Source organism: Solwaraspora sp. WMMD1047 (assembly GCF_029626155.1).
Lineage (GTDB): Bacteria > Actinomycetota > Actinomycetes > Mycobacteriales > Micromonosporaceae > WMMD1047.
Window position 1 is genome coordinate 470,409 of record NZ_JARUBL010000001.1, and the last position, 16,094, is coordinate 486,502.

Annotated in this window: 17 protein-coding genes; 13 read left to right on the forward strand and 4 right to left on the reverse strand. The window is 70.3% G+C overall.

Annotated features, from left to right (window positions below):
- The first annotated feature begins 19 nt into the window (after positions 1–19).
- From O7627_RS02185 to O7627_RS02210, 6 genes are all read left to right on the forward strand, one after another.
- Positions 20–1,375 (forward strand): MFS transporter, encoded by a 1,356-nt coding sequence (locus tag O7627_RS02185; protein ID WP_278091825.1) that lies wholly within the window; start codon positions 20–22, stop codon positions 1,373–1,375.
- A gap of 36 nt (positions 1,376–1,411) precedes the next feature.
- Entirely contained in the window at positions 1,412–2,824 is a 1,413-nt protein-coding gene (locus O7627_RS02190) for a PQQ-binding-like beta-propeller repeat protein (protein ID WP_278091826.1), read from the forward strand.
- Between the two features lie 144 nt (positions 2,825–2,968).
- Complete coding sequence (locus O7627_RS02195; protein WP_278091827.1) at positions 2,969–4,648, forward strand: fumarate hydratase; 1,680 nt, start codon at positions 2,969–2,971, stop codon at positions 4,646–4,648.
- A gap of 248 nt (positions 4,649–4,896) precedes the next feature.
- On the forward strand, positions 4,897–5,433 hold the full coding sequence (locus O7627_RS02200; protein WP_278091828.1) for a Fic family protein: 537 nt from the start codon (positions 4,897–4,899) through the stop codon (positions 5,431–5,433).
- A gap of 314 nt (positions 5,434–5,747) precedes the next feature.
- Entirely contained in the window at positions 5,748–6,155 is a 408-nt protein-coding gene (locus O7627_RS02205) for a YciI family protein (protein ID WP_278091829.1), read from the forward strand.
- An 8-nt stretch (positions 6,156–6,163) separates the two neighbouring features.
- Positions 6,164–7,309 carry a DUF6596 domain-containing protein gene (locus O7627_RS02210; protein ID WP_278098120.1) on the forward strand — a complete coding sequence of 382 codons (1,146 nt, stop codon included), beginning with the start codon at positions 6,164–6,166 and terminating at the stop codon, positions 7,307–7,309.
- 163 nt (positions 7,310–7,472) lie between these two features.
- Here O7627_RS02210 and O7627_RS02215 read toward each other — a convergent pair whose 3' ends face one another.
- Positions 7,473–8,444, reverse strand: a complete 972-nt coding sequence (locus O7627_RS02215) for a glycoside hydrolase family 6 protein (RefSeq protein ID WP_278091830.1) — start codon at positions 8,442–8,444, stop codon at positions 7,473–7,475.
- A gap of 301 nt (positions 8,445–8,745) precedes the next feature.
- Here O7627_RS02215 and O7627_RS02220 point away from each other — a divergent pair, with 301 nt between their 5' ends.
- The 7 genes from O7627_RS02220 (at position 8,746) to O7627_RS02250 (ending at position 13,790) form a co-directional block, all read left to right on the forward strand.
- Positions 8,746–9,759: a LacI family DNA-binding transcriptional regulator gene (locus tag O7627_RS02220; protein ID WP_278091831.1), complete on the forward strand. Its 1,014-nt coding sequence runs from the start codon at positions 8,746–8,748 to the stop codon at positions 9,757–9,759.
- Positions 9,760–9,842: 83 nt separating this feature from the next.
- On the forward strand, positions 9,843–10,184 hold the full coding sequence (locus O7627_RS02225) for a metalloregulator ArsR/SmtB family transcription factor (RefSeq protein WP_278091832.1): 342 nt from the start codon (positions 9,843–9,845) through the stop codon (positions 10,182–10,184).
- A gap of 3 nt (positions 10,185–10,187) precedes the next feature.
- Positions 10,188–10,691: an SRPBCC family protein gene (locus tag O7627_RS02230; RefSeq protein ID WP_278091833.1), complete on the forward strand. Its 504-nt coding sequence runs from the start codon at positions 10,188–10,190 to the stop codon at positions 10,689–10,691.
- Positions 10,691–11,356, forward strand: coding sequence for a dihydrofolate reductase family protein (locus tag O7627_RS02235; RefSeq protein ID WP_278091834.1), 666 nt, complete (start codon positions 10,691–10,693; stop codon positions 11,354–11,356). Before O7627_RS02230 ends, O7627_RS02235 begins: the two co-directional genes overlap by 1 nt.
- A gap of 54 nt (positions 11,357–11,410) precedes the next feature.
- Positions 11,411–12,205, forward strand: a complete 795-nt coding sequence (locus tag O7627_RS02240; protein ID WP_278091835.1) for an ATP-binding cassette domain-containing protein — start codon at positions 11,411–11,413, stop codon at positions 12,203–12,205.
- A complete protein-coding gene (locus O7627_RS02245; protein ID WP_278091836.1) occupies positions 12,205–12,966 on the forward strand; it encodes an ABC transporter permease in 762 nt (253 codons plus the stop codon). The genes O7627_RS02240 and O7627_RS02245 overlap by 1 nt, the downstream gene beginning before the upstream one ends.
- Before the next feature lie 44 nt (positions 12,967–13,010).
- Positions 13,011–13,790: a MerR family transcriptional regulator gene (locus O7627_RS02250; protein ID WP_278091837.1), complete on the forward strand. Its 780-nt coding sequence runs from the start codon at positions 13,011–13,013 to the stop codon at positions 13,788–13,790.
- Positions 13,791–13,803: 13 nt separating this feature from the next.
- Here the strand turns inward: O7627_RS02250 and O7627_RS02255 are convergent, their stop codons facing one another.
- From O7627_RS02255 to O7627_RS02265, 3 genes are all read right to left on the reverse strand, one after another.
- A complete protein-coding gene (locus O7627_RS02255; RefSeq protein WP_278091838.1) occupies positions 13,804–14,706 on the reverse strand; it encodes an RNA polymerase sigma-70 factor in 903 nt (300 codons plus the stop codon).
- Positions 14,707–14,749: 43 nt separating this feature from the next.
- Positions 14,750–15,505, reverse strand: a complete 756-nt coding sequence (locus O7627_RS02260; protein ID WP_278091839.1) for an SDR family oxidoreductase — start codon at positions 15,503–15,505, stop codon at positions 14,750–14,752.
- 127 nt (positions 15,506–15,632) lie between these two features.
- Entirely contained in the window at positions 15,633–16,049 is a 417-nt protein-coding gene (locus O7627_RS02265; RefSeq protein ID WP_278091840.1) for a hypothetical protein, read from the reverse strand.
- Positions 16,050–16,094: the final 45 nt, after the last annotated feature.

Here is a 16,094-nt window from a genome sequence, read left to right on the forward strand (position 1 = left end):
GGGGGCGCAGGGTGGGACGGTGACCGGTGATGGGGTGGTGGTCGGGGAGCGGGGGGCGACGTTCGGCGACGTCTTCCGGGTGGCCGAGTTCCGGGTGATCTTCGCGGGCTACTCGGTGTTCCTGGTCGGCGAGACGGTGAAGATGCTGGCGCTGTCGGTGCTGATCTACGAGCGGACCGGGTCGTCGCTGCTGGCAGCGATCGCGTACGTGGCCGGGTTCCTGCCGCACGCGTTGGGCGGGGTGTTCCTGCTGGCGCTGGCCGACCGCTGGCGACCGCGCGGGCTGATGGTCGGGTACGACCTGGTCCGGCTGGTCATGGTGGCGGTGCTCGCGGTCGGGGTGCTGTCGCCGGGGGCGATGCTCTGCCTGGTCTTCGCGGTCGGGATGCTGGCCCCGGTCACCGGCGCGGTGCGGACCGCGCTGCTGCCGGACCTGCTGGCCGGGGACGCCTACGTGCTGGGGCGGTCGCTGTTCACGGTGGCCGCCGGCGGCACCCAGGTGCTCGGCTTCGCCGTCGGCGGCCTGCTGATCGGCCTGGTCGGTCCGTACGGGGCGCTCTGGCTCACCGCCGGCACCTGCCTGCTCTCCGCTCTGCTGATCAGGTTCGGCCTGACCGACCACCCGGCCCGCTCGGCCGCCGGGACACCCGGAGCGGCGGCGACCGTAGCGGCCGGGACGGAGGGAGTTGTAGCGGCCGGGACGGCGGTGCGATCGGAGGCGAGTGTCCCGCCGCGTTCCGGGGCGGTCCGGGAGACCTGGCGGGTGAACCGGGAGTTGCTGGCCGACCGGAAGATCCGGGGGCTGCTGCTGGCCAACTGGCTGCCCGGCTCGCTGCTGGTCGGCGCCGAGGGGGTGGTTGTTCCGTACACAGCCGGGCTGGGCGCCGGGGGTGACGGGGCCGGCGGGGGCGACGCGGCCGGGGTGCTGTTCATGGCGGCCGCGTTCGGCATGCTCGTCGGTGACCTGATCGTCGGGCGGTTCGTTGCGCCGGCCACCCGGGAGCGGCTGACGCCGTGGCTCGCGCTGCTGCTCGGCGTACCCATGCTCGGTTTTCTGGCCGGGCCGGGGTTGGCGGTGGCGGCGCCGCTGTTCGCGCTCGCGACCGCGGGGTTCGCGTATCACCTGGGGCTGGCCCGGCGGTTCCTGGCGGCGGTGCCGGAGCGGCGGCGTGGGCAGGCGTTCGGGCTGTCGATGACCGGGATGATGACCGGGCAGGGGCTGGCGGCCGGGGGCGCGGGGGCGCTGGCCGAGGTGCTGGCGCCGGGGCTGGTGATGGCGCTGGCCGGGGCGGCGTCGGTGGCGGCGACGGTGCTGCTCTGGCGACAGCTTCGGACAAAACCCCTCAAAGGGGATGACACGGGCGAATCTCGATAACAGCCCTAGTGCCACCTGCGTCGTTACGGTAGCGCGATGGCGAAGGGGAGCGCCGGCGGCCCGTGCGTGAAGTGCTACCTGGCACTCGCGCTGGTCGCCGTGGTCGTGCTCGCCCTCACCGGGGTGTGGAACCCGTTCCCCGGCGTCTGGGAGTGGGTCAACCGCAGCCGCCCCCTCTCCGAACCGGACGTGGTCTGGCAGCAGCGCGTCGGCGGTACCCCGAAGAGCGTCACCATCGCCGGCGACACCGTCATCGTCGAACACCGCACCCGGGTCGAGGCGCTCAGCCTGGCCACCGGCAGCAAGCTCTGGGAGCGCAAGGTCGACTGGTCGGCGGTGGCCGGCGACGCCGCCGACCCGGTGGTCGCGGTCGGCAAGCTGCTCACCAAGGGGTACGAGCTGCTCGACCCGAAGACCGGCGCGGTCCGCCGCAAGGACACCAGTGCGGTCGGCGTCTGGACCTACCACAACGGGCTGCTCGACGTGGGCTGCACCGACGCCAAGGAGTGCACCCTCACCGCCTGGGAACCGCGCGGCACCGCGCCGCTCTGGTCGGCGTTCCTGCCCGGGGTGCGGGCCGGGCTGTTCGCCGACAACCCGGACGTGCCGGGCACCCGCCGGCTCACCACCGAGCAGGTCGACCCGGCCGCCGTCGGCCCGGAGCGGATGCCCCCGCTGATCGGCTTCCCCATCGACGGCAAGGTGCACATCGTGGACACCGCCACCGGCCGGGTGGTCCAGGAGGTCGAGCCCGACCACGACGACCGGCTGGTGGTGATCGGCGGCCGGATGCTCACCGTCGAGGCCACCTCCGCCGACGGCACCTGCTACTTCGACCTCTCCGGCCGGGACCCGGCCAGCGGCCAGCAGGTCTGGAGCCGGTCCGGGATCAACCTGCGCACCGCCGACGGCGCCGGCTGCGTGCAGCGCGAGGACCCGCAGGGCGGCCAGCACGTCGTCGTCGGCGTCACCCCCGACGCCCGGGAGGCAATCCTCGACGTGTACGACGGCCGGGTGCTCTGGACCGGTGCCGACGACGAACGGCTGCTCGCCGTGGACGACCGGTACGCGCTGTCCCGGTCCCCCGACAAGAAGGCGGTCTCCGGCTACGAACTCGCCGTCGACAAGGCCCGCTGGAGCCGGCCGGTGCACCCCGACGGCGGCGCGGCGCTGACCCGCTACGCGGCGGTGATCGTGGACCGCGAGCCGGGCCGGATCATCGCCCTCGACCCGCTCACCGGCCGGGAGCTGGTGGTGCTGCGCTCGGCGGCGGAGGTGCTCGCCGTCGGCCCGGCCGGCATGATCATCGGCGATGGCCGGGACATCGGCTATGTCGCGTTCACCGGCGCCGTCGGCAATCCGGCCCCGCCCGGCCCGGCCGGCCCGGCGCCCGACGACGGCGACATCGGCCCGACCTGCGGCGGACCCAAGCAGCCGAGCTGCGGCTGACCGGCGCGGCGCGGCGCGGTCCCGGGGCTGGAGCGGCGGGCGCGCTGGGGTCGTCGGGCGCGCGCTGGGTCGTCGGGCGTGGTGCGGGTGGGCCGGGAGGGACGGTTGCGCCGGTCCGGAACCCCTGGCCTAGGCTTGCCGGTCATGAGCAGTGTCGCGCCGTTCACCTATGCCCCGCTGTTGCCCGTCGGCGCCGACACGACGGAATATCGCCTGGTCAGCGACGAGGGCGTGGACGTGGTCAATGGGCCGGGCAAGCGCCGGTTCCTCACCGTGGACCCGGGCGTGCTCACCGCGCTGACCGCCGAGGCGATGCATGACATCGCTCACTATCTGCGCCCGGCGCACCTGGCCCAGCTACGCGCGATCATCGATGACCCGGCCGCCTCCCCGAACGACCGGTTCGTGGCGCTGGATCTGCTCCGCAACGCCAACATCGCGGCCGGCGGGGTGCTGCCGATGTGCCAGGACACCGGCACCGCGATCATCATGGGCAAGCGCGGCCGGCACGTGCTCACCGACGGCACCGACGCGGAGGCGCTGGCGAAGGGCGTGTACGAGGCGTACACGAAGTTGAATCTGCGGTATTCGCAGCTCGCTCCGATCTCCATGTGGGAGGAGCGCAACACCGGCAGCAACCTGCCCGCCCAGATCGACCTCTACGCCGAGGACCCGGACGGGCACCCGGACGCGTACAAGTTTCTCTTCATGGCCAAGGGTGGCGGGTCGGCGAACAAGTCGTACCTCTACCAGGAGACGAAGGCGCTGCTGAACCCGACCCGGATGATGCAGTTTCTGGAGGAGAAGCTGCGGCTGATCGGCACCGCCGCCTGCCCGCCGTACCACCTGGCCATCGTGATCGGCGGCACCAGCGCCGAGTACGCCCTGAAGACCGCGAAGTACGCCAGCGCCAAGTATCTGGACGCGCTGCCCACCGCCGGCTCGATGGCCGCGCACGGCTTCCGGGACCTGGCGCTGGAGGCCGAGGTGCTGGAGTTGACCCGCAACTTCGGCATCGGCGCCCAGTTCGGCGGCCGGTACTTCTGCCACGACGTGCGGGTGGTCCGGCTGCCCCGGCACGGCGCCTCCTGCCCGGTCGCGATCGCGGTCTCCTGCTCGGCGGACCGGCAGGCGATCGCCAAGATCACCCCGTCCGGGGTGTGGCTGGAGAAGCTGGAGACCGACCCGGCCCGGTTCCTGCCCGAGGTCACCGACGCCCAGCTCGACCACGCCGCCGAGGTGGTGCGGATCGACCTGAACCGGCCGATGGACGAGATCCGCGCCGAGCTGTCGAAGTACCCGGTGAAGACCCGGCTGTCGCTGACCGGCCCGCTGGTGGTGGCCCGCGACATCGCGCACGCCAAGATCGCCGAACGGCTGGACGCGGGCGAGCCGATGCCGCAGTATCTGCGCGACCACGCCGTCTACTACGCCGGGCCGGCGAAAACCCCCGAGGGGTACGCGGCCGGCTCGTTCGGCCCGACCACGGCCGGCCGGATGGACGCGTACGTGGCGAAGTTCCAGGCGGCCGGCGGCTCGCAGGTGATGCTGGCGAAGGGGAACCGGTCGGCGCAGGTGACCCGCTCCTGCCACGAGCACGGCGGCTTCTACCTCGGCTCGATCGGCGGCCCGGCGGCCCGGCTGGCTCAGGACTGCATCAAGCACGTCGAGGTGCTGGAGTACCCGGAGCTCGGCATGGAGGCGGTCTGGAAGATCGACGTGGTCGACTTCCCCGCCTTCATCGTCGTCGACGACAAGGGCAACGACTTCTTCGCCGAGGTCACTCGTCCTAAGAGTGTCTTTCAGATCGGCGCCCGACAGTGACCAGGTAACCATTGATCTACAGTGGCGTCACTGAGGGTGGTTGAATTTCGTCAGTGTGATTTAACGTGGCGCTGAGTGGACGTGGACGTGGGCTGCGCGCCGTGGGGGCCCCACTTGAAAAGTCGAGCCTCGTTTTCAAGTTTCTCATGGTTTACTTCAAATCATGGAGGATGCTACGTTCCGATCGTCCCCTGTGTGATCACTTGTCCGGATTACCGGGTGGGATCCTCGGTTCAACGAGAACTTCGATGGCTCTCGGCCACTACCAGTTCGAGACCCTGCATCCCTTCAATGACGGCAACGGCCGGCTCGGACGCCTTGTCTGTGTCCTGCAACTGGCCCACCAAGGCGAGTTGCGTGTGCCAGTGCTGAATCTCTCTCCCTGGCTCGAAAGCCGACGGCGTCAGTACCAGGACCATCTGCTGTCGGTCAGCGCCACCGGCAACTTCGAACCGTGGATCCGGTTCTTCTCCGAGGCCGTACGTGCACAGGCGGTTCGCGGGGTCGAGAAGATCGACGCACTACACGACTGGCGAGATGAGGCGCTGACCCAGCTGCTCGATGCTGACGTCCGTGGGGTGGCTGTGCGGATCGTCGAGGACCTGCTCGGGTACCCGCTGATTACGGCGACGGCCGCCGCCGAAAGACATGGGGTCTCTTACCAGGCGGCGAACACGGCGATCAGGCGCCTCGTCCGGTTGGGCATCCTAGAGGAACGCACAGGCCGGAAGTACGGGCGCGTTTTCGCAGCGCGTAGGGTCTTGAACATCATCAACGCCGTTTGATCATCGAACTGGCCGCCAGCCGACCTGCCCGATCGCCATCTGAAGCGGCACCTGTCTTAGTTGCTGGAGGTCGGCCTCCTCAGGGGTTGTCATGAGGTGTTCGTCAACTCCGGTCCTCCTGGACGCACGATCGTGCGGGATAGGGGCCAGCTTGGCTGACTGAGCCACTCCGATCCGGCGAATTCCGCACGTCCGTGCGGGAATGAACTCGGCCCAACTTTTCTTGGCCGGTGGTGTCGAGAAGTGGGGAGCGGCTCCGTCCCTGGGGTGGATGTGGCCAGAATGGGTCGCACCAGGAGCTGAGGAGATCGACGATGGCGAAGTACCTGCTGCTCAAGCACTACCGCGGCGCTCCGGCGGCGGTCAACGACGTGCCGATGGACAAGTGGACGCCGGAGGAGGTCTCGGCGCACATCACGTACATGAACGACTTCGCGGCCAAGTTGGAGGGGACCGGGGAGTTCGTCGACGCGCAGGCGCTCTCCCCCGAGGGGACCTTCGTCCGGTACGACGGCGAGGGGCGCCCGCCGGTCGTCGACGGTCCGTTCGCCGAGACCAAGGACCTGATCGCCGGCTGGATGGCGATCGACGTCGACAGCTACGAGCGGGCCGTCGAGCTGGCCGGGGAGCTGTCGGCCGCTCCGGGGGCCGGCGGGAAGCCGATCCACGAGTGGCTGGAGCTGCGCCCGTTCCTGACCGAGCCGCCGACGATCACGGAATGACGCTGCCGGTGGATGAGGTACTGCTGCGCAGCCTCACCCCGGGTGTGCTCGGCATCCTCGTCCGCCGCGGAGCTGACTTCGCGGCGGCCGAGGATGCCGTGCAGGACGCGCTGGTCGAGGCGGTCCGCGCCTGGCCGGCCGACCCGCCCCGGGATCCCAAGGGCTGGCTGGTCACCGTGGCGTGGCGCCGGTTCCTGGACGCGACCCGGGCGGAGGCCGCCCGGCGCCGCCGGGAGGACCTGGTCGACCAGGAGCCGGCGCCCGGGGCCGTCCCGGAGGTGGACGACACGCTGCGGCTCTACTTCCTGTGCGCGCACCCGTCGCTGACGCCGTCGTCGGCGGTCGCGCTCACGCTGCGCGCGGTCGGCGGGCTGACCACCCGCCAGATCGCCCAGGCGTACCTGGTGCCCGAGGCGACCATGGCGCAGCGGATCAGCCGGGCCAAACGCACGGTCTCCGGCGTCCGGTTCGACCAGCCCGGCGACGTCGCGACGGTGCTGCGGGTGCTCTACCTGATCTTCAACGAGGGGTACTCCGGTGATGTCGACCTGGCGGCCGAGGCGATCCGGCTCACCCGGCAACTCGCGACCGCCATCGATCACCCGGAGGTGGCGGGGCTGCTCGCCCTGATGCTGCTGCACCACGCCCGGCGGGCTTCCCGCACCGGACCCGACGGCAGCCTGGTGCCGCTCGCCGAGCAGGACCGGGGCCGGTGGGACGCCGGGCTGATCGCCGAGGGCGTCGAGATCCTGCAGGCGGCGCTGGCCCGCGACCGGCTCGGCGAGTTCCAGGCCCAGGCGGCCATCGCGGCGCTCCATGCCGACGCGCCGGTCGCGGCCGAGACCGACTGGGTCCAGATCGTCGAGTGGTACGACGAACTCGCCCGCCTGACCGACAGTCCCGTGGTCCGGCTGAACCGGGCCGTCGCCGTTGGCGAGGCCGACGGACCGCGCGCCGGCCTGGCCGCGCTCGCCGTACTCGATGACACCCTGCCCCGGCACACGGCGGTGGCCGCCTACCTGCACGAACGGGACGGCGATCTCGCCACGGCGGCCCGGCTCTACGCGGAGGCCGCCCGGAAGGCGTCCAACCTCGCCGAGCGCGACCACCTCACCCGCCAGGCCGCCCGCCTCAACACCCACCGCCGTGGCTGATCGACACCAACTGCGTAGCTGACGGGCGCCCGCCGGCGTCGTCGCTGACGGGCGCCCGTCCGTGGGCCCCCCTGGCCCGACCTGGGAAGTGCCCTCCCGCAGGAGCCTCCGATGGCCGATGAGGTCGGATCCGCCTGCGGGAGGGGCACTTACGCTGTCCAGCTCAATAGCCGAAGATCATCTTGTATGCCACCTCGGGCAGGAACTGTCCGGCGGAGGAGCCGCCTCCGACGCCGCAGTTGCCGTCGGACTCGCCCGGCGTCTTGAGCCACAGCAGCATCTCGGCGCCGCCGCCGAGCTGGGTCGGGGTGCCGATTCGACGGCCGCCCGGATTGCACCACTGACCGTTTGAACCGTTGCCGTTGCGGCTGGTGTCGATGACGAAGGGCTTGCTGTACCCGAAGCTGTTACGCAGGTTGTTCGAGACGGTGTTGCCGTAGTTGGTGTTCTCGCCGGTGGTCACGTAGTTGGACACGTTGAGCGCGAAGCCGCGGGCGTTGCCGACGCCGGCCATGTTGAGGCGCTGTGACATCGTCCACGCGTCGACCCAGCCGGGGTTGCCGGCGTCGAGGTACACCCAGGTGTTGGCTGCCCTGGAGCGGAACTGGTTGATGGCGCGGGAGAGCATGCCGACGCGCTCGTTGATCCGCGCCTGGCTCATGCAGTTGAAGTCGCCGAGTGCGTCTGGTTCGAGGACCACCACCGCGGGCCGGTTGCCGATGGCGCCGGCGAAGGCCGAAGTCCAGGCGTCGTAGGCGGCGACGCTCCCGGCGCCCCCACCGGAGTGTCCGCCGCAGGCGTCCCGGCCGGGCAGGTTGTAGGCCACCAGGAGGGGAAGCTTGTCGGCGGCGTCGGCCGCTGAGACGTAGTTGCGTACCGCGCTGGTGATGTCGCCACTCCAGTTGCCGAACCAGGAGGCCATCGGCTTCTGGGCGATCTGGGTTCTGATCGCGTTGGCCCGGCCGTCGCCGGGGTTGGCGGCGGCCCATCGCGCGGGGCTGGACTGCGGATTGACGTAGAAGCCGCTGGTCTGGCTGATCGGGTCGGCGTGCGCGGCGGACGAGCCGAACAGGATGGTCGGGACCGCCACTGCCAGCGTGGCGGCGAGCGCGAGTAGCGGGCGGGGTCGTTTCATCCGGGGTCTCCTAGAGCCTTGAGAAGTGCCTCGACATGCACCGGAGGCCGCTCCCTCTGGAAGCGCTTCCGGGCACCATAATCTAAAGATGTCGATTCAGTGTCGAGTATGTAAGGAGCAGGAGTCAAGGGTGCTTCCCCGGGCTTGCGTGCGCCGACGGACTCGCAGTTGGAAGAACTGGAAGCGCTTCCAGCTTGACGGGGGGTCAGGATGGTCGTCGAGGGCCGATACCATCGACCGGCGACGTCAGCACCGACGCCGGCCCTGTCCCCTACGCACCCCACGAAGGACCCGGCAGCAGATGGCAACAGACACCACTCGGCGTCAGCCCACCCTCGATGAGGTGGCCGCGCGCGCCGGTGTGTCCCGCTCGGCCGCGTCCCGGGCTCTCAACAAGGCGCCACACGTGAGCCGGGCGACGCGCGACGCCGTCGAGAAGGCCATCAAGGAACTCGGGTACCTGCCCAACCGCACCGCTCGTGCCCTGGCCACCCGGCGGACCGGATTCGTCGCGCTCGCCATCTCCCACGACGACCCCGAGTTGTTCGCGGACCCGTTCTTCGGTCAGGCCATCGTCGGTGTCTCCGCGGCGCTGGAGGAGACCGAGCTGCACCTGTTGCTGTGTCTGGCCAGCTCCGGGCGGGGCCGGTCCCGGCTGACGAACCTGCTGGACACCCGGGGCGTCGACGGCATCATGCTGATGGCGCTGCGGGGGGACGACCCGCTCACCCACATCGTGCGCCGCGCCGGCCTCCCGGCCGTCTACGGCGGCCGGCCGCTGCACTTCAAACCGCAGTGGTACGTCGACTCCGACAACCTCGGTGGGGCACGGCTCGCCACCGAGCATCTCATCGGCAGCGGTCGGACCCGGATCGTCAGCATCACCGGCGAGCTTCGCACCGAAGCCGGTGCGGCCCGCCTGCGCGGCTACCGCGAGGCAATGATCATGGCGGGGCTGACGCCGTACGGCGTGGCGGAAGGCGACTTCACCGAGGCCAGCGGCGTCGCGGCGATGAAGACCCTGCTCGTCGCCCACCCTGATCTCGATGCCGTCTTCGCCGCCAGCGACAACATGGCGGCCGGGGCGCTGCGGGTGTTGAGCGAGGCCGGTCGGTCCGTACCGGCGGACGTGGCGGTGGTGGGCTTCGACGACCTGGGCATAGCCGAACGAACCAATCCGCCGCTGACCACTATCCACCAGTCCGTCCGGTCCCTGGGTAGGGAGACGGCCCGGGTGCTCATCGAACTGATCGCGGGGCGGGAAGCCGCACCCCTGATCCTGCCCACGAGACTGGTGCTGCGCGACTCCGCCTGATCGACCGGGCCGACCCTGACCTGCCTGCGAATCCTGCTCCCCGCCGGACTTGACGCATTCCGTTATCGGAATATGATCGGGCCATGGCACGAGCAGCGACGACGTCGGACGCGTTCAACGCGATCGCCGAGCCGCAGCGCCGGGACATCCTGGCGCTGCTGCGGGCGGGTGAGTGGCCGGTGACCGACCTGGCCCGGGAGCTGGGGATGAGCCAGCCGCGGGCGTCCAAGCACCTGCGGGTGCTCCGGGAGGTGGGGCTGGTGCGGGTCCGCGAGGCGGGTAAGCAGCGCCTCTACGGCCTGGACGCCCGCGGGCTGCGGCCGGTCCACGAGTGGGTCGGCGGGTTCGAGCAGTTCTGGAACGAGAGCTTCGACCGGTTGGACAGCTACGTGCAGGACCTCAAGCAGACCCGACAGGAGGGGTGACCGATGGCAGGGGCAGAGCAGGTGGAGTCGGCGACGGCCGACCGGGAGATCGTCATCTCCCGGGTCATCGACGCCCCTCGGGAGCTGGTCTTCGAGGCGTTCACCGAGGTCCGGCACCTGTCGCGGTGGTGGGGGCCGGCGGGGTTCACCACCACCACGCGGTCCTTCGAGTTCCGCGAGCGCGGCGTCTGGGACTTCGTGATGCACGGGCCGGACGGGACCGACTTCCAGGAGTGGATCACCTGGACCGAGATCGTCCCACCGGAGCGGATCGCGCTGCTGCACGGCGAGTCCAGCGACGACCCGAACGCCTTCGAGTCGACCCTGGTCTTCGCGTCGCACGGCACCGCGACCCGGATCGAGATGCGCACGGTCTTCCCCACCAGGCAACTGCGCGACCAGGCCGTGGAGAAGTACCACGCGATCGAGGGCGGCGAGCAGACCCTCGCCAACCTGGCGGCCTACGTCGCCGAGATCACCCAGGACCAGGGCCGGGAGGCCAGCTGATGGCCGGCAAGGTGTTCTTCAGCGTGTCGATGTCGCTGGACGGCTTCAGCGCCCCGGTGTCGATGGACGGTCTCCTCGCCACGCCCGAGCGGCGGAAGCAGGACCCGAGGCTGGACCGCTGGCTGGCCCAGTGGATGGAGCTGCAGGCGTGGATCTTCCCGCTGCGGTTCTTCCGGGAGAACCTCCACTTGGGCGAAGGCGGCGAGGAAGGGCGCGCGAACGACATCGCCCGGGAAACCTTCGAGCGCACCGGCGCGAGCGTCATGGGCAGGCGCATGTTCGACCTGGGCGAGCGGGCCTGGCCGGAGAACCCGCCCTTCCACACTCCCGTCTTCGTCCTCACCCACCAGCAACGTGAGCCCTGGGAACGAAAGGGCGGGACCACCTTCCACTTCGTCAACGACGGCATCCACAGCGCGCTGGACCAGGCCCGCGAGGCCGCCGGCGACCGGGACGTCCGGATCGCGGGCGGCAGCGAGACGATCCTGCAATACCTCAACGCCGGCCTGGTCGACGAGTTCTCGATCGCGCTCTCACCCGTGCTGCTCGGCGCCGGCACCCACCTCTTCGACGGCGTGGACGCGTCCCGGGTGGCACTGGAACAGATCCACTCCGAGCCGTCCCCGCGCGCCACGCACCTGACCTACGCCGTACACCCGCGGTAGCCCACGAAGCTGGTCTCAAAATCGGGCTTGACCCTGACGCTGCGTCAACCCTCCATGCTTCCGGTCATGAGCGAAACACAGGGCCAGGGGCCCGCGATCCACGTGCGGGGCCTGGAGAAGTCGTACAAGGAGCTGCGCGTGCTGCGCGGCGTGGATCTTGAGGTGGCGCGGGGCAGCATCTTCGCGCTGCTCGGCTCGAACGGGGCCGGCAAGACCACGGCCGTCAAGATTCTCTGCACGCTGCTCAAGGCCGATGCCGGGACCGCCCGGGTCAACGGCTTCGACGTCGCGACCCAGGCCGCCCAGGTACGCGAATCCATCAGCCTGACCGGGCAGTTCGCGGCCGTTGACGAGATCCTCACCGGACGGGAGAACCTCGTCCTGGTCGCCAAGCTGCGGCACCTCGCCGAGCCGGGGAAGATAGCGGACGACCTGCTGAAGCGCTTCTCGCTGACCGAGGCGGGCGGCCGGCGGGCGGCGACCTACTCCGGCGGCATGCGGCGGCGCCTCGACATCGCGATGAGCCTGATCGGGAACCCGCCGGTGATCTTCCTCGACGAGCCGACCACCGGGCTCGACCCGGAGGCCCGCGTCGAGGTGTGGCAGGCCGTCAAGGAACTCGCCAAGGGCGGCACCACCGTGCTGCTCACCACCCAGTACCTGAACGAGGCCGAACAGCTCGCCGACCGGATCGCGATCCTGCACCAGGGCCGGATCATCGTCGACGGCACCCTCGCCGAGCTCAAGAAACTGCTGCCACCGGCCAAGGTCGAGTACGTCGAGAAGCAGCCCTCCCTCGAAGACATCTTCTTCGCCGTCGTCGGCGACACCGGTCAGGAGAACAACTGATGGCCACGCACTTCCTCGCAGACACCGCCGTCCTCACGGGACGCACCATGCGCCACATCACCCGCAGCGTGGACACCATCATCACGACCGCGGTCACCCCGATCGCCATCATGCTGCTCTTCGTCTACGTCTTCGGCGGCGCGATCGACACCGGGTCGGTCCCGTCCGTGAACTACATGCTCCCCGGCATCCTGCTCATCACGATCGCGTCGGGCATCTCGTACACCGCGTTCCGCCTCTTCATGGACATGCAGGGCGGGATCTTCGAGCGCTTCCAGTCCATGCCGATCGCCCGATCGAGCGTGCTCTGGGCCCACGTGCTGACCTCGCTGGTCGCCAACGTGATCGCCCTCGTGATCGTCGTCGGCGTCGCCCTGCTGATGGGCTTCCGCTCCGGCGCGGGCGTGCTCGCCTGGCTCGCCGTCGGCGGCATCCTGATCCTGCTCACCCTGGCGCTGACCTGGATCGCGGTGATTCCCGGACTCACCGCGAAGACCATGGAAGGCGCGAGCGCCTTCTCGTACCCGCTGATCTTTCTGCCCTTCGTCAGCTCGGCCTTCGCGCCGACCGACACCATGCCCGGTCCGGTGCGGGCCTTCGCCGAGAACCAGCCGGTGACCTCGATCGTCAACGCGGTCCGGAGCCTGTTCACCGGGCAGCCGGTGGGTTCCGACATCTGGATCGCGCTGGCCTGGTGCGTCGGCATCCTCGTCGTCGCCTACCTGTTCGCGAATCTGACCTACCGGCGCCGGATCTCCTGAGCCGGGTTCGACCGGGCCGGGCGAGTTGGGGGGAGGATCAGGGCATGCTGACGATCAGTCAACTGGCGGCGTACGCCGGGGTCACCGTGCGGGCGGTGCGGCACTACCACCAGGTCGGGCTGCTGCCCGAGCCGGACCGGGACGGCTCGGGCTACCGGCGGTACGGCGCCAGAGCGGTGGTGTCGCTCATCAAGATCCGTACGCTCGCGGGCGCCGGCGTGCCGTTGGCGGAGATCGGCCGGCTGCTCGAAGCCGACGCGGCTACCTTCGCCGAGGCGATCGCGCGGATCGACGATCACCTGCGCGAGGAGATCGAACGGCTGGAGACCAGCCGCAAACAGATCGCCCAACTCGCCGCCGGGGACAGCCTGACGCTCCCGCCGGATATCGTCCGCTATCTCGACCGGCTCCGGGAGATCGGTGCGTCGGAGCGGATCGTGCAGGCCGAGCGGGACGGCTGGACCCTGGTCGTGGCCCGCTGGCCCGATCAGGTACGCGAATGGATGCCCGCGAAGTTCGCGGAGCTTGAGGACCCGCGAACCGTCCGGCTCTACCGGGTTCTGTCGGAACTGCTCGACAGCGACGGGGCCAACCGCGCGCTGTTGGAGGAGGCCGCCGACATCCTGGCCGAACTGGCCGAGGAGGCGCACGCCGCAGGGGCACACAACTTCCACGAGGGCATTCAGGACGAGTTGCCGTTCGACCTGCTGGACGCGCTCGCCGACGAGTTCGCCCCGAGGGCGGAGCAGTTGCGGGCACTGATGCGCGAGCGGGGCTGGTCCGGTTGGAACCGGATGGAACGGATCGAGAAGCCGGCCGACTGACCGGCGGGGTCAGTTACGCGTGGTTCGCGTACCCGTGAAGTTTGTCGGGGTTGGTCACGATGAGGAGGCGCTCGATGCCGTGCGGTGAGGCGTCCAGGACGATGAGGGCCTGCGGGGTGCCGGTCGCGGAGGGCACCAGCAGGCCGCTAGCGCCGTTGACCGGCACGATCCGGATCGCCGCGGCACGCCAGTATTTCCGCAGCACGTTGTCGAGGAAGTTCGTCACCCGCGACACGCCGTGCAACTCCTTGCGGGCGGCGTGCACCCGGCCGCCGCCGTCCGACCGGGCGACCACCTCCGCGGTGAGCAGCCGCTCGAACGCGGCCAGATCGCCGCCCCGGGCCGCCGCCAGGAATGCCTCGACCAGCCGCCGGTGTTCGGCCCGGTCGACCGGCGCGGACCGCTCGGCGGCCAGGTGCCGGCGGGCCCGGCTGGCCAGCTGCCGGGCGTTGGCCTCGGAGGTGTCGAGGACTTCGGCGATCTGGCGGTACGGGTAGTCGAACGCCTCGTGCAGGACGTACGCCGCCCGCTCCGTCGGGGCGAGCCGTTCCAGCAGCAGCAGGACGGCCAGGTCCAGTGCCTCGGCCCGCTCCGCGCCGAGTGTCGGGTCGGCGGTGGTGTCGATCGGCTCCGGCAGCCACGGGCCGGGGTAGGTCTCCCGGCGTACCCGGGCGGAGGTGGCGGCGTTGATCGCGAGCCGGGTCGTGGTGGTGGTGAGGAAGGCCGCCGGGTTGCGGACCGCCGACCGGTCGGCCTGCTGCCAGCGGACCCAGGCGTCCTGGACGATGTCCTCGGCTTCGGCGACGCTGCCGAGCATCCGGTACGCGATCCCGAACAGGCGCGGCCGGACCGAGGTGAACCCGGCGAGGCCCGCGTCGCTGGATGAGTGGTCGTCCTGCCGCGATTCCCCCGCCACGCCGATGAATCTATGGCGCGGCGGGGGTGGGCGTACAGGGTGGCTACCGGCCTTTGCCTTGCGAGTCGAGCCACTGGGCGAGTCGGACTTCGCCGGTGCGGGCCGTGCCGATCGGGACCAGCGAGTCGTTGCCCAGCAGGGCGCCGAAGTACCGGGCGGTCGGGTCGGTCACCACCTCGCGGGGGTCGCCGTTGCTGGCGAGAATCTCGCGGATCACCTCGTCGAACCGGAACCGGTCGGGACCGGCCACGTCGACGATGCCGTTGACCGGCGTACCGATTGCGACCTCCGCGACGGCGGCGGCGACGTCGTCGGCGGCGATCGGCTGGAACGAGACCGGCGGCACGTGAACCTTGGTCTCCTGGGTGGCGGTGTCGGCGATGGCGCCGATGAACTCGAAGAACTGGGTGGCGCGGACGATCGAGTAGGGGACCGGACCGGCGGCGATCAGCGCCTCCTGCGCGACCTTCGCCCGCAGGTAGCCGCTGTCCGGCACCCGGTCCGCCCCGACCACCGAGAGGGCCACGTGGTGACCCACCCTGGTCTTCGCCTCGGCGGCGAGCAGGTTCCCGGTGGAGGTCTCGAAGAACTCCCGTACCGCGTCCGGCGCGAACGACGGCGAGTTGGTCACGTCCACCACCACGTCGGTGCCGGCGAACGCCTCGGCCAGTCCTTCACCGGTCACCGAGTTGACCCCGGTACTCGGCGAGGCCGCGACCGCCTGATGACCCTGCCCGGCGAGGCCGGCCACGACCCTGCTGCCGATCAGCCCGCTACCCCCGATGACGACGATCTTCATCCCGACTCCCTGGTGCGTTGTCGCCAGGGCGCCAGTTCGCCCCGGTCACCACCTCGACCGGACAGCTCCGTGATTCGTGACAGCCGCAGCCGGCTCCCTACCGTCCAAGGATGTACGCGGGCCAGCGTCAGTCGTCGGCCGAGCCGCTCGACGCCACTATCGGGACCGATGTGGCGACACATGGGTGGTCGCCTATCACCTCTACGGCGAGCTCGATGTCGGCGGCCGACCCGTCAGCGAACGTCAGCCGAGCCAGGTAGCCCGTACCGTGGCCGTCGGTGACCGACGACCAATTCCAGGTCCGGACGATCGTGTAGGACTCGACTTCCGCCGCGTGTCCATCGTCGGGGAATCCGACAGGTAGCTCGGCAGGGCCTGAATCGTCGCCGCCACACAGCATTCCGTCAGCACCCAAGCGATCGCGTCGCTGGACGAGAGTCAGGTACTGGTTGATCTCGCGGGCCGAGTCGCGCGACTCCTTGTCGTGGGAGTTTCGCGTGGATCTGATCGACAGCCCACACGCCAGGACCAAGGCGATCGCCACCGCAAGCGTCCACGTCGCCCCGCCGCCCCGCTGCCGCAACCTCGC